Genomic DNA, 16,524 nt, shown 5'->3' on the forward strand with positions numbered 1-16,524 from the left:
CCACTTTCATGGCCTCATCCGATCATCGGATGAGGCCATTGCTTTTTCTGGAGGAATCGATTACTCCATGGTTGAGAATTTTAGAAAAACAAAATGGGACTAGGAAGAATAGCAATTGTGGGAGCTGGGGCGGTGGGCTCGTATTACGGAGCACGACTGGCGCGGGCAGGGGAGGATGTGACGTTTCTGCTGCGTTCAGATTACGAGCATGTGAAAGAGCACGGGCTCGAAGTGCGCAGTGTGGCTGGGGATTTTTATCTCGATGACGTCCAGTGTGCTCAAAGCTCTGAAGAAATTGGGCCAGTGGATCTTGTGATCGTGGCTTGGAAGACTACATCAAATGCTATGGCTCATGAGGTGATCTCGCCATTGCTGGGCCCCGATACTGCCATTATCACCTTGCAGAATGGTCTGGGGAATTGTGAGCACCTAGCAGATCTATTCGGAGCTGAGAGAATTATGGCGGGCCTTTGTTTTGTTTGTATCAACCGCCTGAGTCTAGGTGTGGTCTCTCACACAGCCTCAGGTCTGATCCGCATCGGTGAATTTGTGGGAGGGAAAAGTGCGAGGCTGGAGAAAGTGGCGGAAGTTTTCAGTGGTGCTCATTTCCCTTGTGAAGCCGTTGATTCTTTGGAGAAAGCTCTCTGGATGAAGTTGGTGTGGAACGTGCCATTCAATGGTTTAGCAATTGCTGAAGGTGGGGTGGATACGGCTGTGTTGTTACATGAGCGAGGTCTAGAAGCAAAGGTGCGAGCAATCATGGCCGAGGTGGTTGCTGTGGCGGCAGCTCTTGGGCATACCATCCCGCAGAGTTTTATCGATCACCAGGTGGAGATTACCTTGCCGATGGGGGCCTATCGTCCCTCCAGTATGATTGACTTTGTGGAAGGTCGACCAGTTGAGTTCGAGGCGATTTGGGAAACTCCACTTGCCGTGGCTCATCGATTAGAAGTTCCGGTGCCTGAGATGGAGGAGTTGGCAGTCCGAATAGAGGCTGTATTGTAAATTGAAGCCAAAGTGGAGAGAGAAAAGGGCTGCCCCATGAAAAAAACAAAAAACACGAGACAACCCCAAGTAGCTCCCGGATGGGAACCAATGGTAAGATCGCCAGAATTGCTAAATAGTCAAGAGTTTGAAGTAAATTTCAGATAACTATTTTTGATATTTGGGTAACGGAGTTGTCAGGATTTACAGCTAAGGATTACGTAGAATTGTAGATAATCGGCTGGAAATTTTAGAGTGAACGTGGTTGTTAGGGTGCATGAAAATAGCATTCTATTCAGCTAAGGAATACGATCGGGAATTATTTGAAGAGTGTGGAGAAGAGCATGAGTTCCTATTCTTGAAAGACCACCTTGGGGTCGAGACCGCGAGTTTGGCCTTGGGGTTTGAGGTGGTATGCGTGTTTGTGAATGATGAGTTAGATCGTCCCGTCCTAGAGCTGCTGTATGCAGCGGGTGTAAGGTTTGTCGCATTGCGCTGCGCGGGGTTCAATAATGTGGATGTTGTGGCGGCGGCTGAGCTGGGGATCATGGTGGCGCGGGTTCCCTCGTATTCCCCACACGCGGTCGCTGAGCATGCGGTTGCGATGTTGTTGACTCTGAACAGGAAAACGCACCGAGCTTACAACCGGGTACGCGAAGGCAATTTTGAACTTAATGGGCTAATGGGTTTCGACTTGGTTGGTAAGACAGTCGGTGTCTTTGGATCGGGCAAGATTGGACTCGTTTTTTGTCAAATAATGAAAGGGTTTGGCTGTAAGGTGATCGTCTGCGATCCGTACCCGTCTGAGGAGGCTAGGCAATACACCCTAGTGACTAAGGAGGAATTGTTCTCCCAAGCTGATATTGTGAGTTTGCATTGTCCGTTGATGGAGGAAACTTACCATCTCTATGATGTTGAAACATTTGCACAGTCAAAGCGTGGCTTTACTTTGATCAATACTGGGCGTGGTGGGCTGGTGAATGCAAAGGCGTCGATTGATGCCCTAAAGTCTGGTCAACTTGGCTACCTCGGCATGGATGTGTACGAAGAAGAGAAGGACTACTTTTTTGACGATCAGTCGTCAGGGATTATTCAGGATGATGTGCTGATGCGCTTGATGACATTTCCTAACGTTCTGATCACAGGCCATCAGGGATTTTTTACCAAAGAGGCGCTTCAGGGAATCGTTGAAACGACTGGGGAGAATATTATGGCTTATGCGTCCGGAAGTGAGCTGGTAAATGAGGTGAAGTGAGTGGCTGGAATTACACCAAATCTATCGCTGTAGAGTTAGAGTCTAACCTCTCCTAACTAATCTTGTAGTCAGATGCGTCACAGAAATGCTGTTGTGTAAGTCAGAGGATGAAGGATTTAGCAAAAAAAGATCGCTGGCAATTTTTCGGATTGCCAAGTGGCGTTTCATGGTAATAATCGCGCCGCCAAAATAGAACTCAAAAAAGCCTTGTGAAAAATTTCACAAGCACGTACAAGAAAGACCGTCATGGCCAACATTTTCCCACGATACTCCAACCTCATACCAATCCAAATAGCGATTTGTATAGGATCACTAGCATTTGGTATTGCTATAGCATTTACATACTACGGTACGCCAAAGAGTACGCGTGTCGGGTACATGCCCGACCAGCCGATTCCTTATAATCATGAGTTGCACGTGAAACAGCTCGGTCTTGATTGCCGTCTGTGTCATTCGTTCGTAGAGGAATCTGGCCACGCTAACGTTCCTACGGCTGATCGCTGTTGGACTTGTCACCAGCACGTGAAGACTGATAGTGAAGAGCTTGTTCCTCTCCGCCGTGCGATTGACAAGACATATGAAGGTTACACCGGCGATCCAGTGAAATGGGTCCGCGTCCACAAGTCACCTGATTATGTTTACTTCAATCACTCTGCGCACCTTAGTCGCGGAATCTCTTGTGTGAGTTGCCACGGTCAAGTCAACGAGATGCCTGAAGTTTACCACGCGAAGAGCCTTTCCATGGGGTTCTGTCTTGATTGCCACCGAGCGCCTGAGAAGCACCTCCGCCCGCTCGAGGAAGTATTTAATCTCGATTACACCGCTAAGAACTACGTTGAGGCTAATCCAGAGTTCCAGAAGGCTGTATTCGGTGAGTTATACTCACCCGCAGATTCTGAAGAAAAAGTTCAACATGTAGTTGGCACATTCCTCAAGAATCACTGGGACATTCAGCCGAAAGAAAGCTGCGCCACTTGTCATCGTTAATCCACTTTATCTAACTACCAACCTTTCTGCTGAAAATGAGCAAACGTAAATGGCAACATCCTGAAGCACCTGCCGGTGAAAACGTCACAAAAGCATGGCGTAGTGCAGGTCAACTCGAAGACACTACTGGCCTACGCCAGTGGGTAGAACGTGAATTCCCGCGTGCTGCTGAGACAATGATCGACGAAAATGACCGCGAGTCGTCCCGCCGTGATTTCCTAAAAGTCATGGGCGCTTCTACAGCGCTAGCAGGCTTTGGTCTCGCGTCATGTCGTCGCCCTGAAACATTGATAGTCCCTTACGTGAATGCTCCTGAGTGGGTGATTCCCGGTAAGCCACTTTACTATGCATCTTCCATGCCACAAGCCGGCGGCGCAATTCCAGCAGTAGTGACAAACCACCAAGGACGCCCGACCAAGCTCGAGCCTAACCGCATTCACCCTGAGAATGATGGTCACGGCGCGTTCATGCAGGCATCTGTTCTCAATCTTTACAATCCGGCTCGCTCACGTGACTTCCTGAACAAAGGAAATAAAGTGTCTCGCGCAGCCGCTGAAAAGCAACTCACCGAGTTCACCAAATCCGGTAAGATCGGTTTTGTGTTTGGTGAAGATGATTCAGCAACAAGGACTCGGCTTCGTGTTGAGCTCGCCGAGAAATTCTCTGGCGCTAAGTTTTACAGCTACGAAGCTCTCGCTGGTGCGGGCCGCAAAGAATCTAACGAGGCAATTTACGGACCTGGTGTGGATGTCATTGCAGACTTCTCTGACGCTAAGTGCATACTTTCAGTCGACTCGGACTTCCTCGAGCTCGACAAACAAGGCCCGGTAAAAGGTTTCTACGATCGCCGCCATGTGAACGGTCGCGATTACGACAAAACTGCTTTAGAGACTAAAGATAGCCTCAACCGTCTCTACATCGCTGAGCCTAACTTCAGTCTCACTGGTGGAATGGCTGACCACCGCGCTCCTGTGGCTCCTTCTCAAATTGGTCGATTCCTCGCAGCGCTCGCTGTTGAGTTCGGTGTTTCTGTCACCATTCCTGGTGGCGTATTTGAGGGGAAAAAAGCGCAATGGATCAAAGCATGTGCGGTAGATCTCATGAAGCACCGTGGCGAAGCAGTCGTGCTTCTCGGATCTCGTTACGGCAAAGATCTTCACGATCTCGCGCACCTGATCAATACTAAGCTCGGTTCGTTCGGTAAAACGCTCAAGCCTGTGCAGACTAACAAGGCTGGCCTTGGAAGTGTGAAGCAACTCATCTCAGATGTTAAGCAGCTCGACACAGTCATTCTCCTCACACCAGCAAACCCAGTGCACGAGAGCGCTGCGCTCGCTAAGGCCTTCGCTAAGGTGAAAGTGGTGCAGCTAGGCGAGACTCTGAATGCTACAGCAAACACAGCTGACCTACACATTCCTGCGGCGAACTACCTCGAAAGCTGGGGTGACTCATACACATCTTATGGTGTTTACACCATCGTTCAGCCAATGATCCTTCCGCTTTACGGTGGAGTTTCTGAGTTCGAGCTACTTACTGGTCTTCTTGACGGTGAGCTCCATAATTCTATGCTGGATGTAAAAGCAGTTTCACCAGCATACTCAGCAGTGCGTAAAACATTTGATGCCGTGAGTAACGGATCCAATGCTAAAGCAAAGCAAGCGGCATGGATGAAACTTCTTCGTGAAGGATTCTTCAAGTCCGAGTACGCAGTAGCGAACAAAGGCATTGCTGCTGTGAGTGCTCCGTCACTTACCGCCCAGCCTGTTCCGTCTGTAGATGCTCTCGACATCGTTTACTCGACTGACGGTTCCGTTCTAGACGGTCGTTACATCGACAACGCATGGCTGCAAGAAGCTCCAGACCCGATCACCAAGGTTTGTTGGGATAACGCGATCTACGTAGCACCTCAAACTGCTAAAGACCTCGGCATCTACGATGAACTCGTAGAGCTCGAGAAAGCTGGTGCTGCTTGGTGGTCTGGTATTGGTATAGCTACAGAAACGAAGATCAAAAAGACCGATGTCCCTGAAGAAGGAGAAGGACCAAGTCTCTATGCTCCAGTGGCTAAAATTTCTGTAAACGGCAAGACTCTCGAAGGCCCAGTGATCGTTTCTTTCGGAATGGCAGAGAACGTGATATCTATCTCCCTCGGTTATGGCCAAGGCTACGATGAGAACTTCGCGACTGAGTTCAAAGGAAGCGGCGTAGCATACAGCCAAGACTGCAAGAGCAACGTTTCTTGTGTCGGCATGAATACCGGTTTCAATGCTTACCCTCTCCGTGCTGAAGACGACTACTACGCTACAGGCGCAACCATCGCTCGTGCTGAAAATGGCACGACCTACAAGATGGCTCGTACGCAGGAGCACCACTCGATGTACGGACGCGCGATTGCTCGTGAGATCTCCACAGCGACCGACGAGAAGACGCATAAAGACTACGCATCACAGATAGCGAATGTTCAGAAGCAGGGAATGGATTCCCACGCTCCAATGAACATGAGCCTCTACAAGCAAGAAGCCAATGGTGGCCCACTGACAGGTGGTAAAGAAACCGCTACTCCGCACCTTTCTGATAAATCCCAGCAATGGGCAATGACCATCGACCTCAACGTCTGTAATGGTTGTAATGCATGTCTCGTGGCATGTCAGGCTGAGAACAACATCCCAGTGGTGGGCAAAACTCAGGTGGCAATGGGCCGTGAAATGCACTGGATCCGGATGGATCGCTACTTTGCAGCACCGGATAAATACATTGATGCTGACGAGTGGGAGAAATCTCCAGAGATGATCCCGCAGCCAGTGGCATGTGTGCAGTGTGAATCTGCTCCTTGTGAAACAGTTTGCCCGGTGAATGCTACAGTCCACACAGAAGACGGTCTCAATGCTATGGCGTACAACCGCTGTATCGGAACCCGTTACTGCGCGAACAACTGCCCATACAAGGCACGTCGCTTCAACTTCTTCGACTACAACAAGCGTAACCCACTTCTCGACAAGAACCTCTACAAAGGTCCTCTCGGTGAGAAGCAAGAAGGCGACTCCAAGCACCTCCAGCGCAACCCGAACGTTTCAGTTCGTATGCGTGGTGTGATGGAAAAGTGCACCTACTGTGTGCAGCGTCTCCAGTCCGCTAAGATCGATGCTAAGAAGCTCGCTAAGGAAAAAGCACTCGCAACTGCTGGTGGTTCTACTATGTCAAAAATCACTGCTGAGCAACTCATGCCAAAGACTGACGGCGTCCGCGTCGCATGTCAGGACGCATGCCAAGCAGGTGCAGTTGTCTTCGGTAATCTTCTCGATTCTAAGTCAATGATCAGCCGCATTAAGAACAAGAACAACGAGATCATCAATGATCGCGCATACGACCTTCTTAACTATATCGGCACCCGACCACGGACTAGTTACCTAGCACGTGTGAAGAATCCTAATATCAGCATGCCGGGCGCCAAATACGTCGGTAAGGCAACTATCAACATGCACTAGTCTGCAGTCACCGATTTCATCATCCTTTATCCCAACTTAATCTAGCACACACATCATGGCTGATTCAGCATCTGAAAACACTAGCGATAAGTCCTTCCAGCTTCCAGTATTGGAACGCGAGAAGCTTATCCTAAATAACCGCTCCTACGCGTGGATTACCGAACGTATCGCCGGTATCGTGGAGAAACCGCAGCCACTTCTTTGGTGGATTCTCTTCATCCCATGCGCCCTTATCGCTCTGATCGGTGTTGGTGGCGGCCTATTTTACCTCGTGTCCACTGGTGTCGGTGTTTGGGGTAACACCAACCGCACAATGTGGGGTTGGCCGATTGTTAACTTCGTTTTCTGGATTGGTATCGGTCACGCTGGTACATTGATCTCGGCTATCCTTTTCCTTACTCGTCAGAACTGGCGAACCTCGATCAACCGAGCGGCGGAAGCCATGACAATCTTCGCGGTTTGCTGTGCAGGTATTTTTCCAGCCTTCCATGTTGGACGCGTTTGGATGGCCTGGTTCCTCGCTCCTATTCCTAATGCGAACGCGATCTGGCAGAACTTCAAATCACCGCTCCTTTGGGACGTGTTTGCGGTTTCTACCTATTTCACAATCTCCTTGATCTTCTGGTACCTCGGTATGGTGCCTGACCTTGCTACCATCCGCGACCGTGCGAAGCCAGGTATCCGCAAGTTCCTTTACGGAGTATTCTCACTCGGTTGGCGCGGTGGTAACCGTCAGTGGAGCCACTATGAGATGGCTTACCTACTGCTTGCAGCACTTTCTACTCCGCTGGTTCTTTCCGTGCACTCAATCGTTTCGTTTGACTTCGCGACCTCGACTGTCCCTGGTTGGCACACCACTATCTTCCCGCCCTACTTTGTCGCTGGAGCGATCTTTGGTGGATTCGCTATGGTGATGACGATCATGATCCCAGCGCGTTCGATCTATGGTCTCCACGACTTGATCACGATGAAGCACATCGAGAACATGTGTAAGATCATCCTGGCGACGGGAACGATCGTAGGCTACGCCTACATCATGGAGCTTTTCGTGGCCTACTACTCTGGTGGTAAGTACGAGATAGAGGCATTCAAGTTACGAATAACTGGTCCTTACTGGTGGGCGTACGTGACGATGATGTTCTGCAACGTGATTGTACCGCAGGTCTTTTGGTTCAAGAAATGCCGTGAGAATCTCTGGATTGTCATGGGTATCTGTATGCTGGTGAACATCGGTATGTGGTTCGAGCGATTCGTAATCATTGTGACCACTCTTCCACGTATGTGGCTGCCAGGTGACTGGAAGTACTACGAGGCGAGCCCAGTCGACGTCCTGACATTTGTCGGAACGATCGGGATGTTCCTGACACTCTTCCTTCTCTTCCTCCGATTCCTACCATGTATCAACATAGCTGAGGTGAAGTGGACACTGCTAGAAGCAGACGCCCACTTCGACGACAAGAAGGCGCATCCTGATAAAGGAGTCGCAGCTGAAGCCGCTTACCAATACGAGCTCGACGTGAATCCAAACGTTGAGTGCTAATTCCGCCCTTATTCTTAATATTTACCTAATCACAGAACAGTGAGTACTACAGTAAAACGCGTCTACGGTTACCTCGCCGAATTCGAAAGCGCATCACACCTCTACAAAGGAGCAGAACAAGTGCGTGATGCAGGATTCAAGAAGTGGGATTGTTATTCCTCTTACCCGATCCACGGACTCGACGATGCCATGGGCATTCGCCGCTCGATCCTTCCCTACTTTGTTTTCTTTGGTGGTTCTACCGGACTACTCACTGGCTTCAGTTTGGCGTTCATCACTCAGGTGTTGATTTACCCAACAGTGGTTCAGGCAAAGCCAGCGAACATTTTCACCACAGCAGCGTTCTTCCCAATCATGTTTGAGCTGACGATTCTCTTCTCGGGTTTCACAGTGCTCTTTTGTCTACTCGGTTTGATGGGGCTCCCTCGTTTGAACCACCCACTTTTCGCTAGCCGCCAGTTCCACCGTGTGACTGACGATGGATTCTTCATCGCTATCGAAGCTCGCGACCCTAACTTCTCTGCCGAAGAGACAAAAGCCATGCTCGAAGCAGCTGGGGGTAAGAATATCGAACTCGTCGAAGAAGACTAAACGCAACTTTTTACTAACCACACTCATGCGCTATTTCTTTATCATTTACCTACTCCTTGCAGTCCTCGTTGTTAGCATCGGCGGATTCCGCGGAGATAAGTTCAAAAACACACCGATCCGTATCTTTCAAGATATGGACGAGCAGGACCGTATCAACCCTCAGCAAGCATCTGATTTCTTCAGCGATGGTCTCGGGGCGCGACAGCCTGTGGAGGAAACAGTCCCTCAGGGACTCGAGCCCGCATCAATCGCTGACGCATCAACCCAGTCATTCGCTAATGATAACAGCTACTACCATAATGGTATGTATGACGACCAAGTCTTAGGAACTGGCCTGCCAATAAAGGAACTCGAACTCACTGAGGAAAACCTTCCGGCGTTCATTAATCGTGGAAAGATAGTGTTCAACGCTAATTGTTCTGGCTGCCACGGTATTTCAGGAAATGGCAAAGGTGTTGTAGCATCCTACGGTGTTCCCGGTGTCATTAACCTAATTACCTCCGAGCTTCCAGACGGTGGCAAGTACGATGTGATCGTCAATGGTCGCGGCAATATGTCGGCATTTGGTTACCAAATAGACCTTAAAGATCGCTGGGCAATTATAGCTTACCTTCAGGCTCTTCAATACTCACGCAAAGCTCCGCTTGACCTCGTCAAGGATGCCTACGAAGCAGGATCTGCTAAGTAATTTAATTTTTTAACTCACTCATTTTTTTTAACACACTAGTCCCATGGCACATAACGTCACATCACAGGACCTACCAGAGAATGGCGAAAAGATCGCTAAGAAAGACCTCAGTCTTCCTAAGCTCATCGCATTTGGTTTGTTTGTAGCTGGAGCAATCGCCAGTTATTTCTTATTCAATGATCAAACATTCGGATCTGGCTACGCCTACTCTTGGTTATTCGCATTCCTTTTCTTTCTCACCCTCGCTTTAGGTGGAGTCTTCTGGACCACGCTGCACCACCTTACTAACTCAGGTTGGGGCGTCAGCGTGCGTCGCATCATGGAGAACCTAGGATTTATCTTCCCATTCATGGCAGTGATTGCCGTTCCTCTGATGATCCCATCCGTTCAGGACGATCTTTACGAGTGGATGAACCGCCACCGCGAAGTACAGCAGACGGTGGAAGCTGATCCTGTAACTTATAGTGATGGCACAACTGGTTATGAGGCAAAATACTCTAACCAAGACACAGTAAAGGCACATGAGCCCGGTGGCGGCTACAAGTCTCCAACAAAAGCGCAACTTTATGCGACTCATGACGCTCACGACCACCTTCTAAAAGCGAAGCACTGGTACATGACTCTCGATGGGTGGCTCATCCGCATCGTTTGTTTCTTCGTTTTCCTGAGTGCTGGAATCTTTCTACTGCGTAAAATCTCTATCGACCAGGACACCGATCCTAATCCGACCACTCGCCGCCTGATTCTTGCGCGTAAGGTTTCTTGCGCAGTGATGCCTATATTTGCAGTTGCTGCCACATTCCTAGCATTAGACTTCTTGATGGCACTCGACTACAAGTGGTTTTCCACGATGTACGGAGTTTGGTTCTTTGCCGGTTGTGCGCTCAACTCTATGGCCGTGCTTATTCTGGCGCTCTCATGGCTTCGTTATAAAGGGTACCTTCAGACAGTCACTTCTGAGGAACACTACCACGTCATGGGCAAGCTAATGCATGCCTTCGTTATCTTCTGGGCCTACGTTTCATTCTCCCAGTTCATGTTGATCTGGTACGCAAACATCACCGAGGAGACATCCTACTTCCTCCTGCGTAACTCATCTGACTTTGTGACATTAGCTGATGGTAGTGTGACTGGATCTGTAAACTGGAACGTTTGGAGCACGCTGCTTGTATTTCTTCACTTTGCAGTGCCATTTGTGATTCTTCTTCCCCACTATATGAAGAAAAAGGTGAAGTTCGTGGTTCCAATCTGTCTCTACATTCTCGTCATGCACGTACTCGATCTCTACATCGCAGTGATTCCTGAGCGTGGACCATCACTTTCTGTGATGGATAAGCTAGGAGTTGACTGTGAGTTACTTCTTACCGTACAGCACAATGCCTACCTAGGTGATATCGTGGCCTTCATCACAGTGGGAGCGTTCTTCGTATTTGTCTTCCTTCGCAACCTAGGCAGCGCAAATACTTACCCGAACCGCGACCCGCGTATCCTCGAGTCAGCGAATCTCCATAACTAACAATGAGTTATCAGACTCACACTTCACCTATTAACGGATAACAAATAACCGATAACAATTTATGGAACCAAATCTCAGAGATACTCCACTGCGCCGCTTCAATACTTTCTTTTGGGGGTTGGCACTCTTCCTTGTATTCGCTATCGCAGCAGTGCTTGTAAAAAATATCATAGCCACTGATGTAGTTGACGCAGAAATAGAGCAAGGCAAGGTGCGCACAGAGACATTCAACAGGATCAATGCTGAGCAAATCGCTGAGCGCAATACATACAAAGACAACGGGGACGGTACAGTTCAGGTCAAGCCTGAGGACGTATTCGGTCTTGGTAAGCAAATGGGCCTGCTCGACGGCCCTGAGGCTTCTGATAAGAAGCATGGTAAGCAGTTTGACTAAAGGTCGAACCTAACAAAATTTCTAACGATATATAGAATCATGGCATCCGAAATTACCAGCCAACAAGTCGAAGACAATGTGCTGAGATCGCAAATTGACCGATCTCTCCGTCACCCAGTGATGTTCTTCTTCACCAGCGGCGCAGCATGGCTCGCGGTCTCACTTATTTTAGGTGTGATAGCATCCGCTAAGTCGCACTCACCAGGGTTCCTCGGTGAATGTTCATTCTTTAACTACGGACGCGTCTTCCAGGCGCACATGGCTACCTTCATTTACGGATGGGGAGCGCAAGCTGCCTTTGGTGTGATCATCTGGCTGATGGCTCGCCTTTCTCGTCAAGAGAGCAAGAAGTCTGGCATCATCCTTGCTATCGGCCACTTTTGGAACTTCGCGATTAGTCTTGGAACGCTCTGTATCTTGATGGGCCCGGGCTTCATCCTTGGTAGTGGTACTGGTAAAGCGTGGATGTACTTCCCCGATTGGGTTTGGCCAGTTCTTCTTGTATGTTACTTCGGTATCGGCATTTGGTCAGTGATCGCATTCCGCGTTCGCCGTGGTGGTCACGTGTACATTTCTCAATGGTACCTGATGGCTGCACTGTTCTGGTTCCCATGGGTATTCCTCACTGGAAACATCTTTATCAACACATTCGCAGACGCTGGTAACGGCGTGATGGCAGCAGGTATCAATGCCTGGTTCCGTTCTGCCATGCTCTTCCTCTTCTTCACACCAGTAGCCATCGCCAGCGCTTACTACATCACACCCAAGGTGACTGGCCGCCCGGTTTATTCCTACAAGCTGGCACTACTTGGATTCTGGTCACTCGCAGTCATCGGGCCATGGGCCGGCATGCAGAAAGTAATGGGAGCACCGATTCCGTCTTTCCTTCAGTTCGCTGGAGCAGGTGCAGCTGTCCTCTTCATCATTCCCGCACTTTGTGTCGCAGTGAACATTCTCAAGACCGCTACTGGTAAGACATCCGCAGTGGCTCACTCACCTTCACTTCGATTCACTATGGCGGGCATCATTGGCCTTATTGCTACTGCGGTAGTGGGTGGTTTGCTAGCTCTTCCTGGTGCGCTTCGGTACACCCAGTTCGCCTTCGGCGGTACTTACGGATACGAGATTCTAGCTCTCTACGGGTTTTTCTCCATGTCAATGTTCGGCGCGATCTACTTCATCGTTCCACGTGTGACTAACCGCGAGTGGATATCCGTTGGTCTTATCCGCCAGCACTTCTGGCTTTCGCTATATGGAGTGGTCTTCATTGGCCTGTTTTGCTGTATCCTTGGTGCGTTCATGCACGGATACGCACTAGAGACTTTCACCGTGCCGGCTGAGTCAGCACAGGATCGTCTTTACGCATACACAGTTGGAGTCACCACTGGTTGGGTGTTTGTCGCAGTTGCAAATGTCTTCTTCTGCCTTCACCTCCTGCTCATGTGGCTCCGCCTAGGTCGTCGCAGTAGTCACCCGACGCTGCTTCAGCACCATACGCCAACTATCCCAGTTGCTTAATTTCTATCTTTTCTAATTTTACCTAACGATTCACGAAACCATGACTGTTAAAACATTCTTCATAGGCCTGATTGCAAGTTTTGCACTTCCGTGGCTTGCAGTTGTAGCTGTACCCTACGCCACAATGCGCGCTGTAGAGATCCCTCAGTTCGATCTTAGTAAAGATGGCAAAGAGGGAGCATACACACCAGTGAAGTCTGGGCATGTTACTTTCGGCTCGACCATCTACGGTGCTGAAGGTTGTGCCCAGTGCCATAGCCAGCTTGCTCGTCCTACCTACGCTGGTAATGACTTAGGTCGCCCAGATCTCGCTGGTATCGCTAAAGATCCTGACATCGGTGACACCCGCCGTGAGTCCAATCTTTGGGACTACGCTGGTGAGCCCTTCGCCTGGATCGGTGAAACCCGCATGGGCCCTGACCTAGGCAACTTTGGTCGCCGCATGGAGATACTCGCTCTTAAGGAAAATAAAGTGCGTGCAGAAGAGCTCGGCATCAAAGTGGTTGATCTTCCGCAAGCTGAAAAATTTAATATTGTGACATCAGTCAATCTTCACCTTTACGACCCACGTATTGGGAACTATAGTTCCATCTGCCAATCCAACAAGAGCCTCTTCGAGACGAAGAAAGTATACGGTCAAGGAGCAGTGAATGCCTTACCCATTGAATCAAATGATGGCCAACAGATTATCCCAGGCGAGAAAGTCCTCACGCTCACTTCTTACCTTCTCGGACTCAAGCGTGACGGTGAAGTGCCAAGCTCGATCAACTACTCCCGTAACAAGAAGTCTTCCAAGTAATCAATTTTTCGCCATGTCATAGAAAAAACCTTGAAGCACCCATCCTTTCAACTCATCAACAGCCAAACATTCCGATGTCATCTGACCAACAACCAGTAGATCCTCCAAAACCGGATCTCGAAGATTCCACAAACGTTGCACAGGCCCACGAAGAAGTGAGCTGCACTGCAGCAGCGGCTTCCCGTGAACAACAACTTCGCGAGAATGGCCTCGAGCCAGTCTCCATTTGGCTAATGGTTGCCGGATTTATCGTCGCAATCGTCGGTGGTAGCGTTCTGTTTGCTTCCAATAACTTTTTCTCCTACGACGAGTTCACTAAACAAGACTACGTCCGCGCTGAGTATGATGGGAATAAAATAACAATCCCGATGGCACTCGCTGGAGATACCTACATGAAGAAGGGTGCAGCTCTCTATAAGAACTGTGCTGCCTGTCACGGTGCTGACGGTGCTGGTGTGGCGGGTGCTTTCCCTACGCTTGCTGGTTCTGAGTGGGTCACTGGCTCCGGTGCAGTTCCTGCGCTTGCGATCATTCACGGTGTTAAAGGCAAGATTGAAGTGTCTGGTAATACTTACAATGGTGTAATGCCTGCGATGGCAGACGGTTGGAGTGACTTCGATATTGCCGCGCTTGTCTACTATGTTCAGAACAGCTTTGGCAACACAGTTGGTGAGATCTACTCAACGGAACAAATCACAGAAATTCGCGCTATCAGCAAAGAACACGGCAAGAATGCAATGACTGCCGATGACCTTAAAAAGCACCTCGACAAGAAGTTCGTAGCTGCAGCGCTTACCCCTGAAACAATGCTCAACTTAAAGACTGGAGAAGTCGTTGACGCATCCGAGTAACTAATCTAGACCCCACATACCTTTTACATAGCGTAATTATGAGTGACCACGACGACCATCACAACCCGAGTTTCTTACAGAAATACGTCTTTTCTACTGATCATAAAATGATCGGTATTCAATATGGAATAACTGCCTTGTTCTTCCTCCTATTTGGATTTTTTCTGATGATGGTAATGCGTTGGAGCATTGCCTATCCTAACGAACCCCTCCCAGAGTGGCTCAGCTGGGTCTTCACTGATACATGGAAGGGCCGCTGGCTCACCGACGGTAAAGTGACAGGAGAGACCTACAACATGTTTGGTGCCATGCACGGGACAATCATGGTTTTCCTTGGAGTGGTGCCACTCGGCTTCGGTGCCTTTGGTAACTACGTGACTCCGCTGCAAATCGGCGCTCCAGACATGGCATTTCCTAAGCTCAATATGATGTCGTATTGGACCTACCTAGTTGGTGGTTTGCTGATGTGTGGCTCATTTTTCCTTGAGTCTGGTTCCGCTAAATCTGGTTGGACAAACTACCCACCATTGGCGGCGATTGCTGACTCCCAGCATCCCAACCAGTTCTTCACTGGTCAGACCCAGTGGCTCATAGGTCTAGTTTTCCTGATTTCCTCATCACTGCTAGGATCGGTCAACTTCATCACCACCATCATCAACCTGCGAGCCAAGGGCATGACCTGGATGCGTATGCCATTCTTTGTGTGGGCGATGCTTGTGACTGCTTTCCTTCTTCTTCTCGCATTCCCACCACTCGAAGTGGCAGGTATTATGCAGTTGGTTGATCGATTCTTCGGTTCTTCCTTCTTCCTCCCATCAGGTCTCTACACATCTGACACAGGTGTCATTGAGCATGCTGGTGGTGGTTCACCGCTTCTGTTCCAGCACTTGTTCTGGTTCCTCGGTCACCCGGAAGTGTACGTTCTTCTTCTACCATCTATCGCCTGTGTCGCGGAGATTATCCCAGCAAACACACGTAAGCCACTTTGGGGTTACAAGTCCATGGTCTACGCAGTGTTGGTGCTCGGTTTCCTTTCCTTCATCGTATGGGCACATCACATGTACATCACAGGTATGGGGTCTGGCGTTTCTACCTTCTTCCAGATCACCACAGTGCTGATTTCAGTACCATCAGTGGTGTTGATCACCTCCATGTTGATCTCGCTCTGGGGTGGTTCTATCCGCTTCACGATGCCAATGATCTGGGCATGTGCTTTCCTTCCGATGTTCGGTATTGGTGGACTCACCGGTCTACCACTGGCCTTCAACCTCGTAGGTCTCCACCTTCACGATACCTACTACGTGATTGGTCACTTCCACTATGTGGTTGCTCCGGGTATTCTGTTCGGTCTATTCGCCGGTATCTACTACTGGTATCCCAAGATGTTCGGTCGCCACATGAACACGGTGCTTGGTCACCTTCACTTCTGGCCATCATTGGTAGCGATTAACTTCGTGTTCTTTCCAATGCTGATGCAGGGAATGGCTGGTTTCCACCGCCGTTGGTACAATGGTGGTGACGCCTACGTGGTTGACGCTGACTCGGCTAACGTTTTCGGCCAGACCGTCCGTAGTTTCATCGAACTCAACCAGGTGATGTCCGTAGCAGTATTCGTACTCGCGGCGGCTCAGCTCCCATTCATCATCAACCTCTTCACTGCCTGGTTTGCTGGTAAGAAAGTGGCTAACGATAACCCATGGGATGCAACGACTCTCGAGTGGGCCACTCCAACGCCTCCGGGCCATGGTAACTTCACTTTCGACATTGCTGTCTACCGCGGACCCTACGAGTACTCTCGTCCAGACCGCGATACAGACTACTACCCACAGTGGGAAGAGCCAACTAAGAAGGCCGATAAAGCTCAACCCGAGTCCGCTGAGTAATCTAGCTCGCGCTACCACTCTAACTTACGAAAC

General features: G+C 49.6%; 13 protein-coding genes. All 13 read left to right on the forward strand.

The window, feature by feature from the left end:
* Positions 1-93 precede the first annotated feature (93 nt).
* Entirely contained in the window at positions 94-1,005 is a 912-nt protein-coding gene (locus tag BSZ32_RS10880) for a 2-dehydropantoate 2-reductase (RefSeq protein ID WP_105043431.1), read from the forward strand.
* A gap of 256 nt (positions 1,006-1,261) precedes the next feature.
* Positions 1,262-2,239 carry a 2-hydroxyacid dehydrogenase gene (locus tag BSZ32_RS10885; protein WP_105043432.1) on the forward strand — a complete coding sequence of 326 codons (978 nt, stop codon included), beginning with the start codon at positions 1,262-1,264 and terminating at the stop codon, positions 2,237-2,239.
* 246 nt (positions 2,240-2,485) lie between these two features.
* Positions 2,486-3,226: a cytochrome c3 family protein gene (locus BSZ32_RS10890; protein ID WP_105043433.1), complete on the forward strand. Its 741-nt coding sequence runs from the start codon at positions 2,486-2,488 to the stop codon at positions 3,224-3,226.
* 35 nt (positions 3,227-3,261) lie between these two features.
* Complete coding sequence (locus tag BSZ32_RS10895) at positions 3,262-6,711, forward strand: TAT-variant-translocated molybdopterin oxidoreductase (RefSeq protein WP_105043434.1); 3,450 nt, start codon at positions 3,262-3,264, stop codon at positions 6,709-6,711.
* A 55-nt stretch (positions 6,712-6,766) separates the two neighbouring features.
* The gene (nrfD, locus tag BSZ32_RS10900) at positions 6,767-8,251 is read left to right on the forward strand and encodes an NrfD/PsrC family molybdoenzyme membrane anchor subunit (protein WP_105043435.1); all 1,485 of its coding nucleotides are present in this window, start codon (positions 6,767-6,769) and stop codon (positions 8,249-8,251) included.
* Positions 8,252-8,290: 39 nt separating this feature from the next.
* Positions 8,291-8,842 carry a DUF3341 domain-containing protein gene (locus BSZ32_RS10905; protein ID WP_105043436.1) on the forward strand — a complete coding sequence of 184 codons (552 nt, stop codon included), beginning with the start codon at positions 8,291-8,293 and terminating at the stop codon, positions 8,840-8,842.
* 25 nt (positions 8,843-8,867) lie between these two features.
* A complete protein-coding gene (locus BSZ32_RS10910; protein WP_165788791.1) occupies positions 8,868-9,530 on the forward strand; it encodes a c-type cytochrome in 663 nt (220 codons plus the stop codon).
* Positions 9,531-9,573: 43 nt separating this feature from the next.
* On the forward strand, positions 9,574-11,046 hold the full coding sequence (locus tag BSZ32_RS10915; protein WP_105043438.1) for a hypothetical protein: 1,473 nt from the start codon (positions 9,574-9,576) through the stop codon (positions 11,044-11,046).
* A 61-nt stretch (positions 11,047-11,107) separates the two neighbouring features.
* A complete protein-coding gene (locus BSZ32_RS10920; RefSeq protein WP_105043439.1) occupies positions 11,108-11,440 on the forward strand; it encodes a hypothetical protein in 333 nt (110 codons plus the stop codon).
* A gap of 39 nt (positions 11,441-11,479) precedes the next feature.
* Positions 11,480-12,958: a cbb3-type cytochrome c oxidase subunit I gene (locus tag BSZ32_RS10925; protein ID WP_105043440.1), complete on the forward strand. Its 1,479-nt coding sequence runs from the start codon at positions 11,480-11,482 to the stop codon at positions 12,956-12,958.
* Between the two features lie 40 nt (positions 12,959-12,998).
* The gene (locus tag BSZ32_RS10930; protein WP_105043441.1) at positions 12,999-13,757 is read left to right on the forward strand and encodes a cytochrome c family protein; all 759 of its coding nucleotides are present in this window, start codon (positions 12,999-13,001) and stop codon (positions 13,755-13,757) included.
* Between the two features lie 74 nt (positions 13,758-13,831).
* Positions 13,832-14,608, forward strand: a complete 777-nt coding sequence (locus tag BSZ32_RS10935) for a c-type cytochrome (RefSeq protein ID WP_105043442.1) — start codon at positions 13,832-13,834, stop codon at positions 14,606-14,608.
* A 38-nt stretch (positions 14,609-14,646) separates the two neighbouring features.
* Positions 14,647-16,491, forward strand: a complete 1,845-nt coding sequence (locus tag BSZ32_RS10940) for a cytochrome c oxidase subunit I (RefSeq protein WP_105043443.1) — start codon at positions 14,647-14,649, stop codon at positions 16,489-16,491.
* Positions 16,492-16,524 lie beyond the last annotated feature (33 nt).

This window comes from Rubritalea profundi, from assembly GCF_002954445.1.
GTDB classification, from domain to species: Bacteria; Verrucomicrobiota; Verrucomicrobiia; order Verrucomicrobiales; family Akkermansiaceae; genus Rubritalea; species Rubritalea profundi.

Excerpts from the sequence above, each read along its gene's own strand:
- BSZ32_RS10940 (WP_105043443.1), top strand. The coding sequence starts at position 14,647 with ATGAGTGACCACGACGACCATCACAACCCGAGTTTCTTACAGAAATAC.
- BSZ32_RS10915 (WP_105043438.1), top strand. The coding sequence starts at position 9,574 with ATGGCACATAACGTCACATCACAGGACCTACCAGAGAATGGCGAAAAG.
- BSZ32_RS10880 (WP_105043431.1), top strand. The coding sequence starts at position 94 with ATGGGACTAGGAAGAATAGCAATTGTGGGAGCTGGGGCGGTGGGCTCG.
- nrfD (WP_105043435.1), top strand. The coding sequence starts at position 6,767 with ATGGCTGATTCAGCATCTGAAAACACTAGCGATAAGTCCTTCCAGCTT.
- BSZ32_RS10910 (WP_165788791.1), top strand. The coding sequence starts at position 8,868 with ATGCGCTATTTCTTTATCATTTACCTACTCCTTGCAGTCCTCGTTGTT.
- BSZ32_RS10935 (WP_105043442.1), top strand. The coding sequence starts at position 13,832 with ATGTCATCTGACCAACAACCAGTAGATCCTCCAAAACCGGATCTCGAA.
- BSZ32_RS10895 (WP_105043434.1), top strand. The coding sequence starts at position 3,262 with ATGAGCAAACGTAAATGGCAACATCCTGAAGCACCTGCCGGTGAAAAC.
- BSZ32_RS10920 (WP_105043439.1), top strand. The coding sequence starts at position 11,108 with ATGGAACCAAATCTCAGAGATACTCCACTGCGCCGCTTCAATACTTTC.
- BSZ32_RS10890 (WP_105043433.1), top strand. The coding sequence starts at position 2,486 with ATGGCCAACATTTTCCCACGATACTCCAACCTCATACCAATCCAAATA.
- BSZ32_RS10925 (WP_105043440.1), top strand. The coding sequence starts at position 11,480 with ATGGCATCCGAAATTACCAGCCAACAAGTCGAAGACAATGTGCTGAGA.
- BSZ32_RS10885 (WP_105043432.1), top strand. The coding sequence starts at position 1,262 with ATGAAAATAGCATTCTATTCAGCTAAGGAATACGATCGGGAATTATTT.
- BSZ32_RS10930 (WP_105043441.1), top strand. The coding sequence starts at position 12,999 with ATGACTGTTAAAACATTCTTCATAGGCCTGATTGCAAGTTTTGCACTT.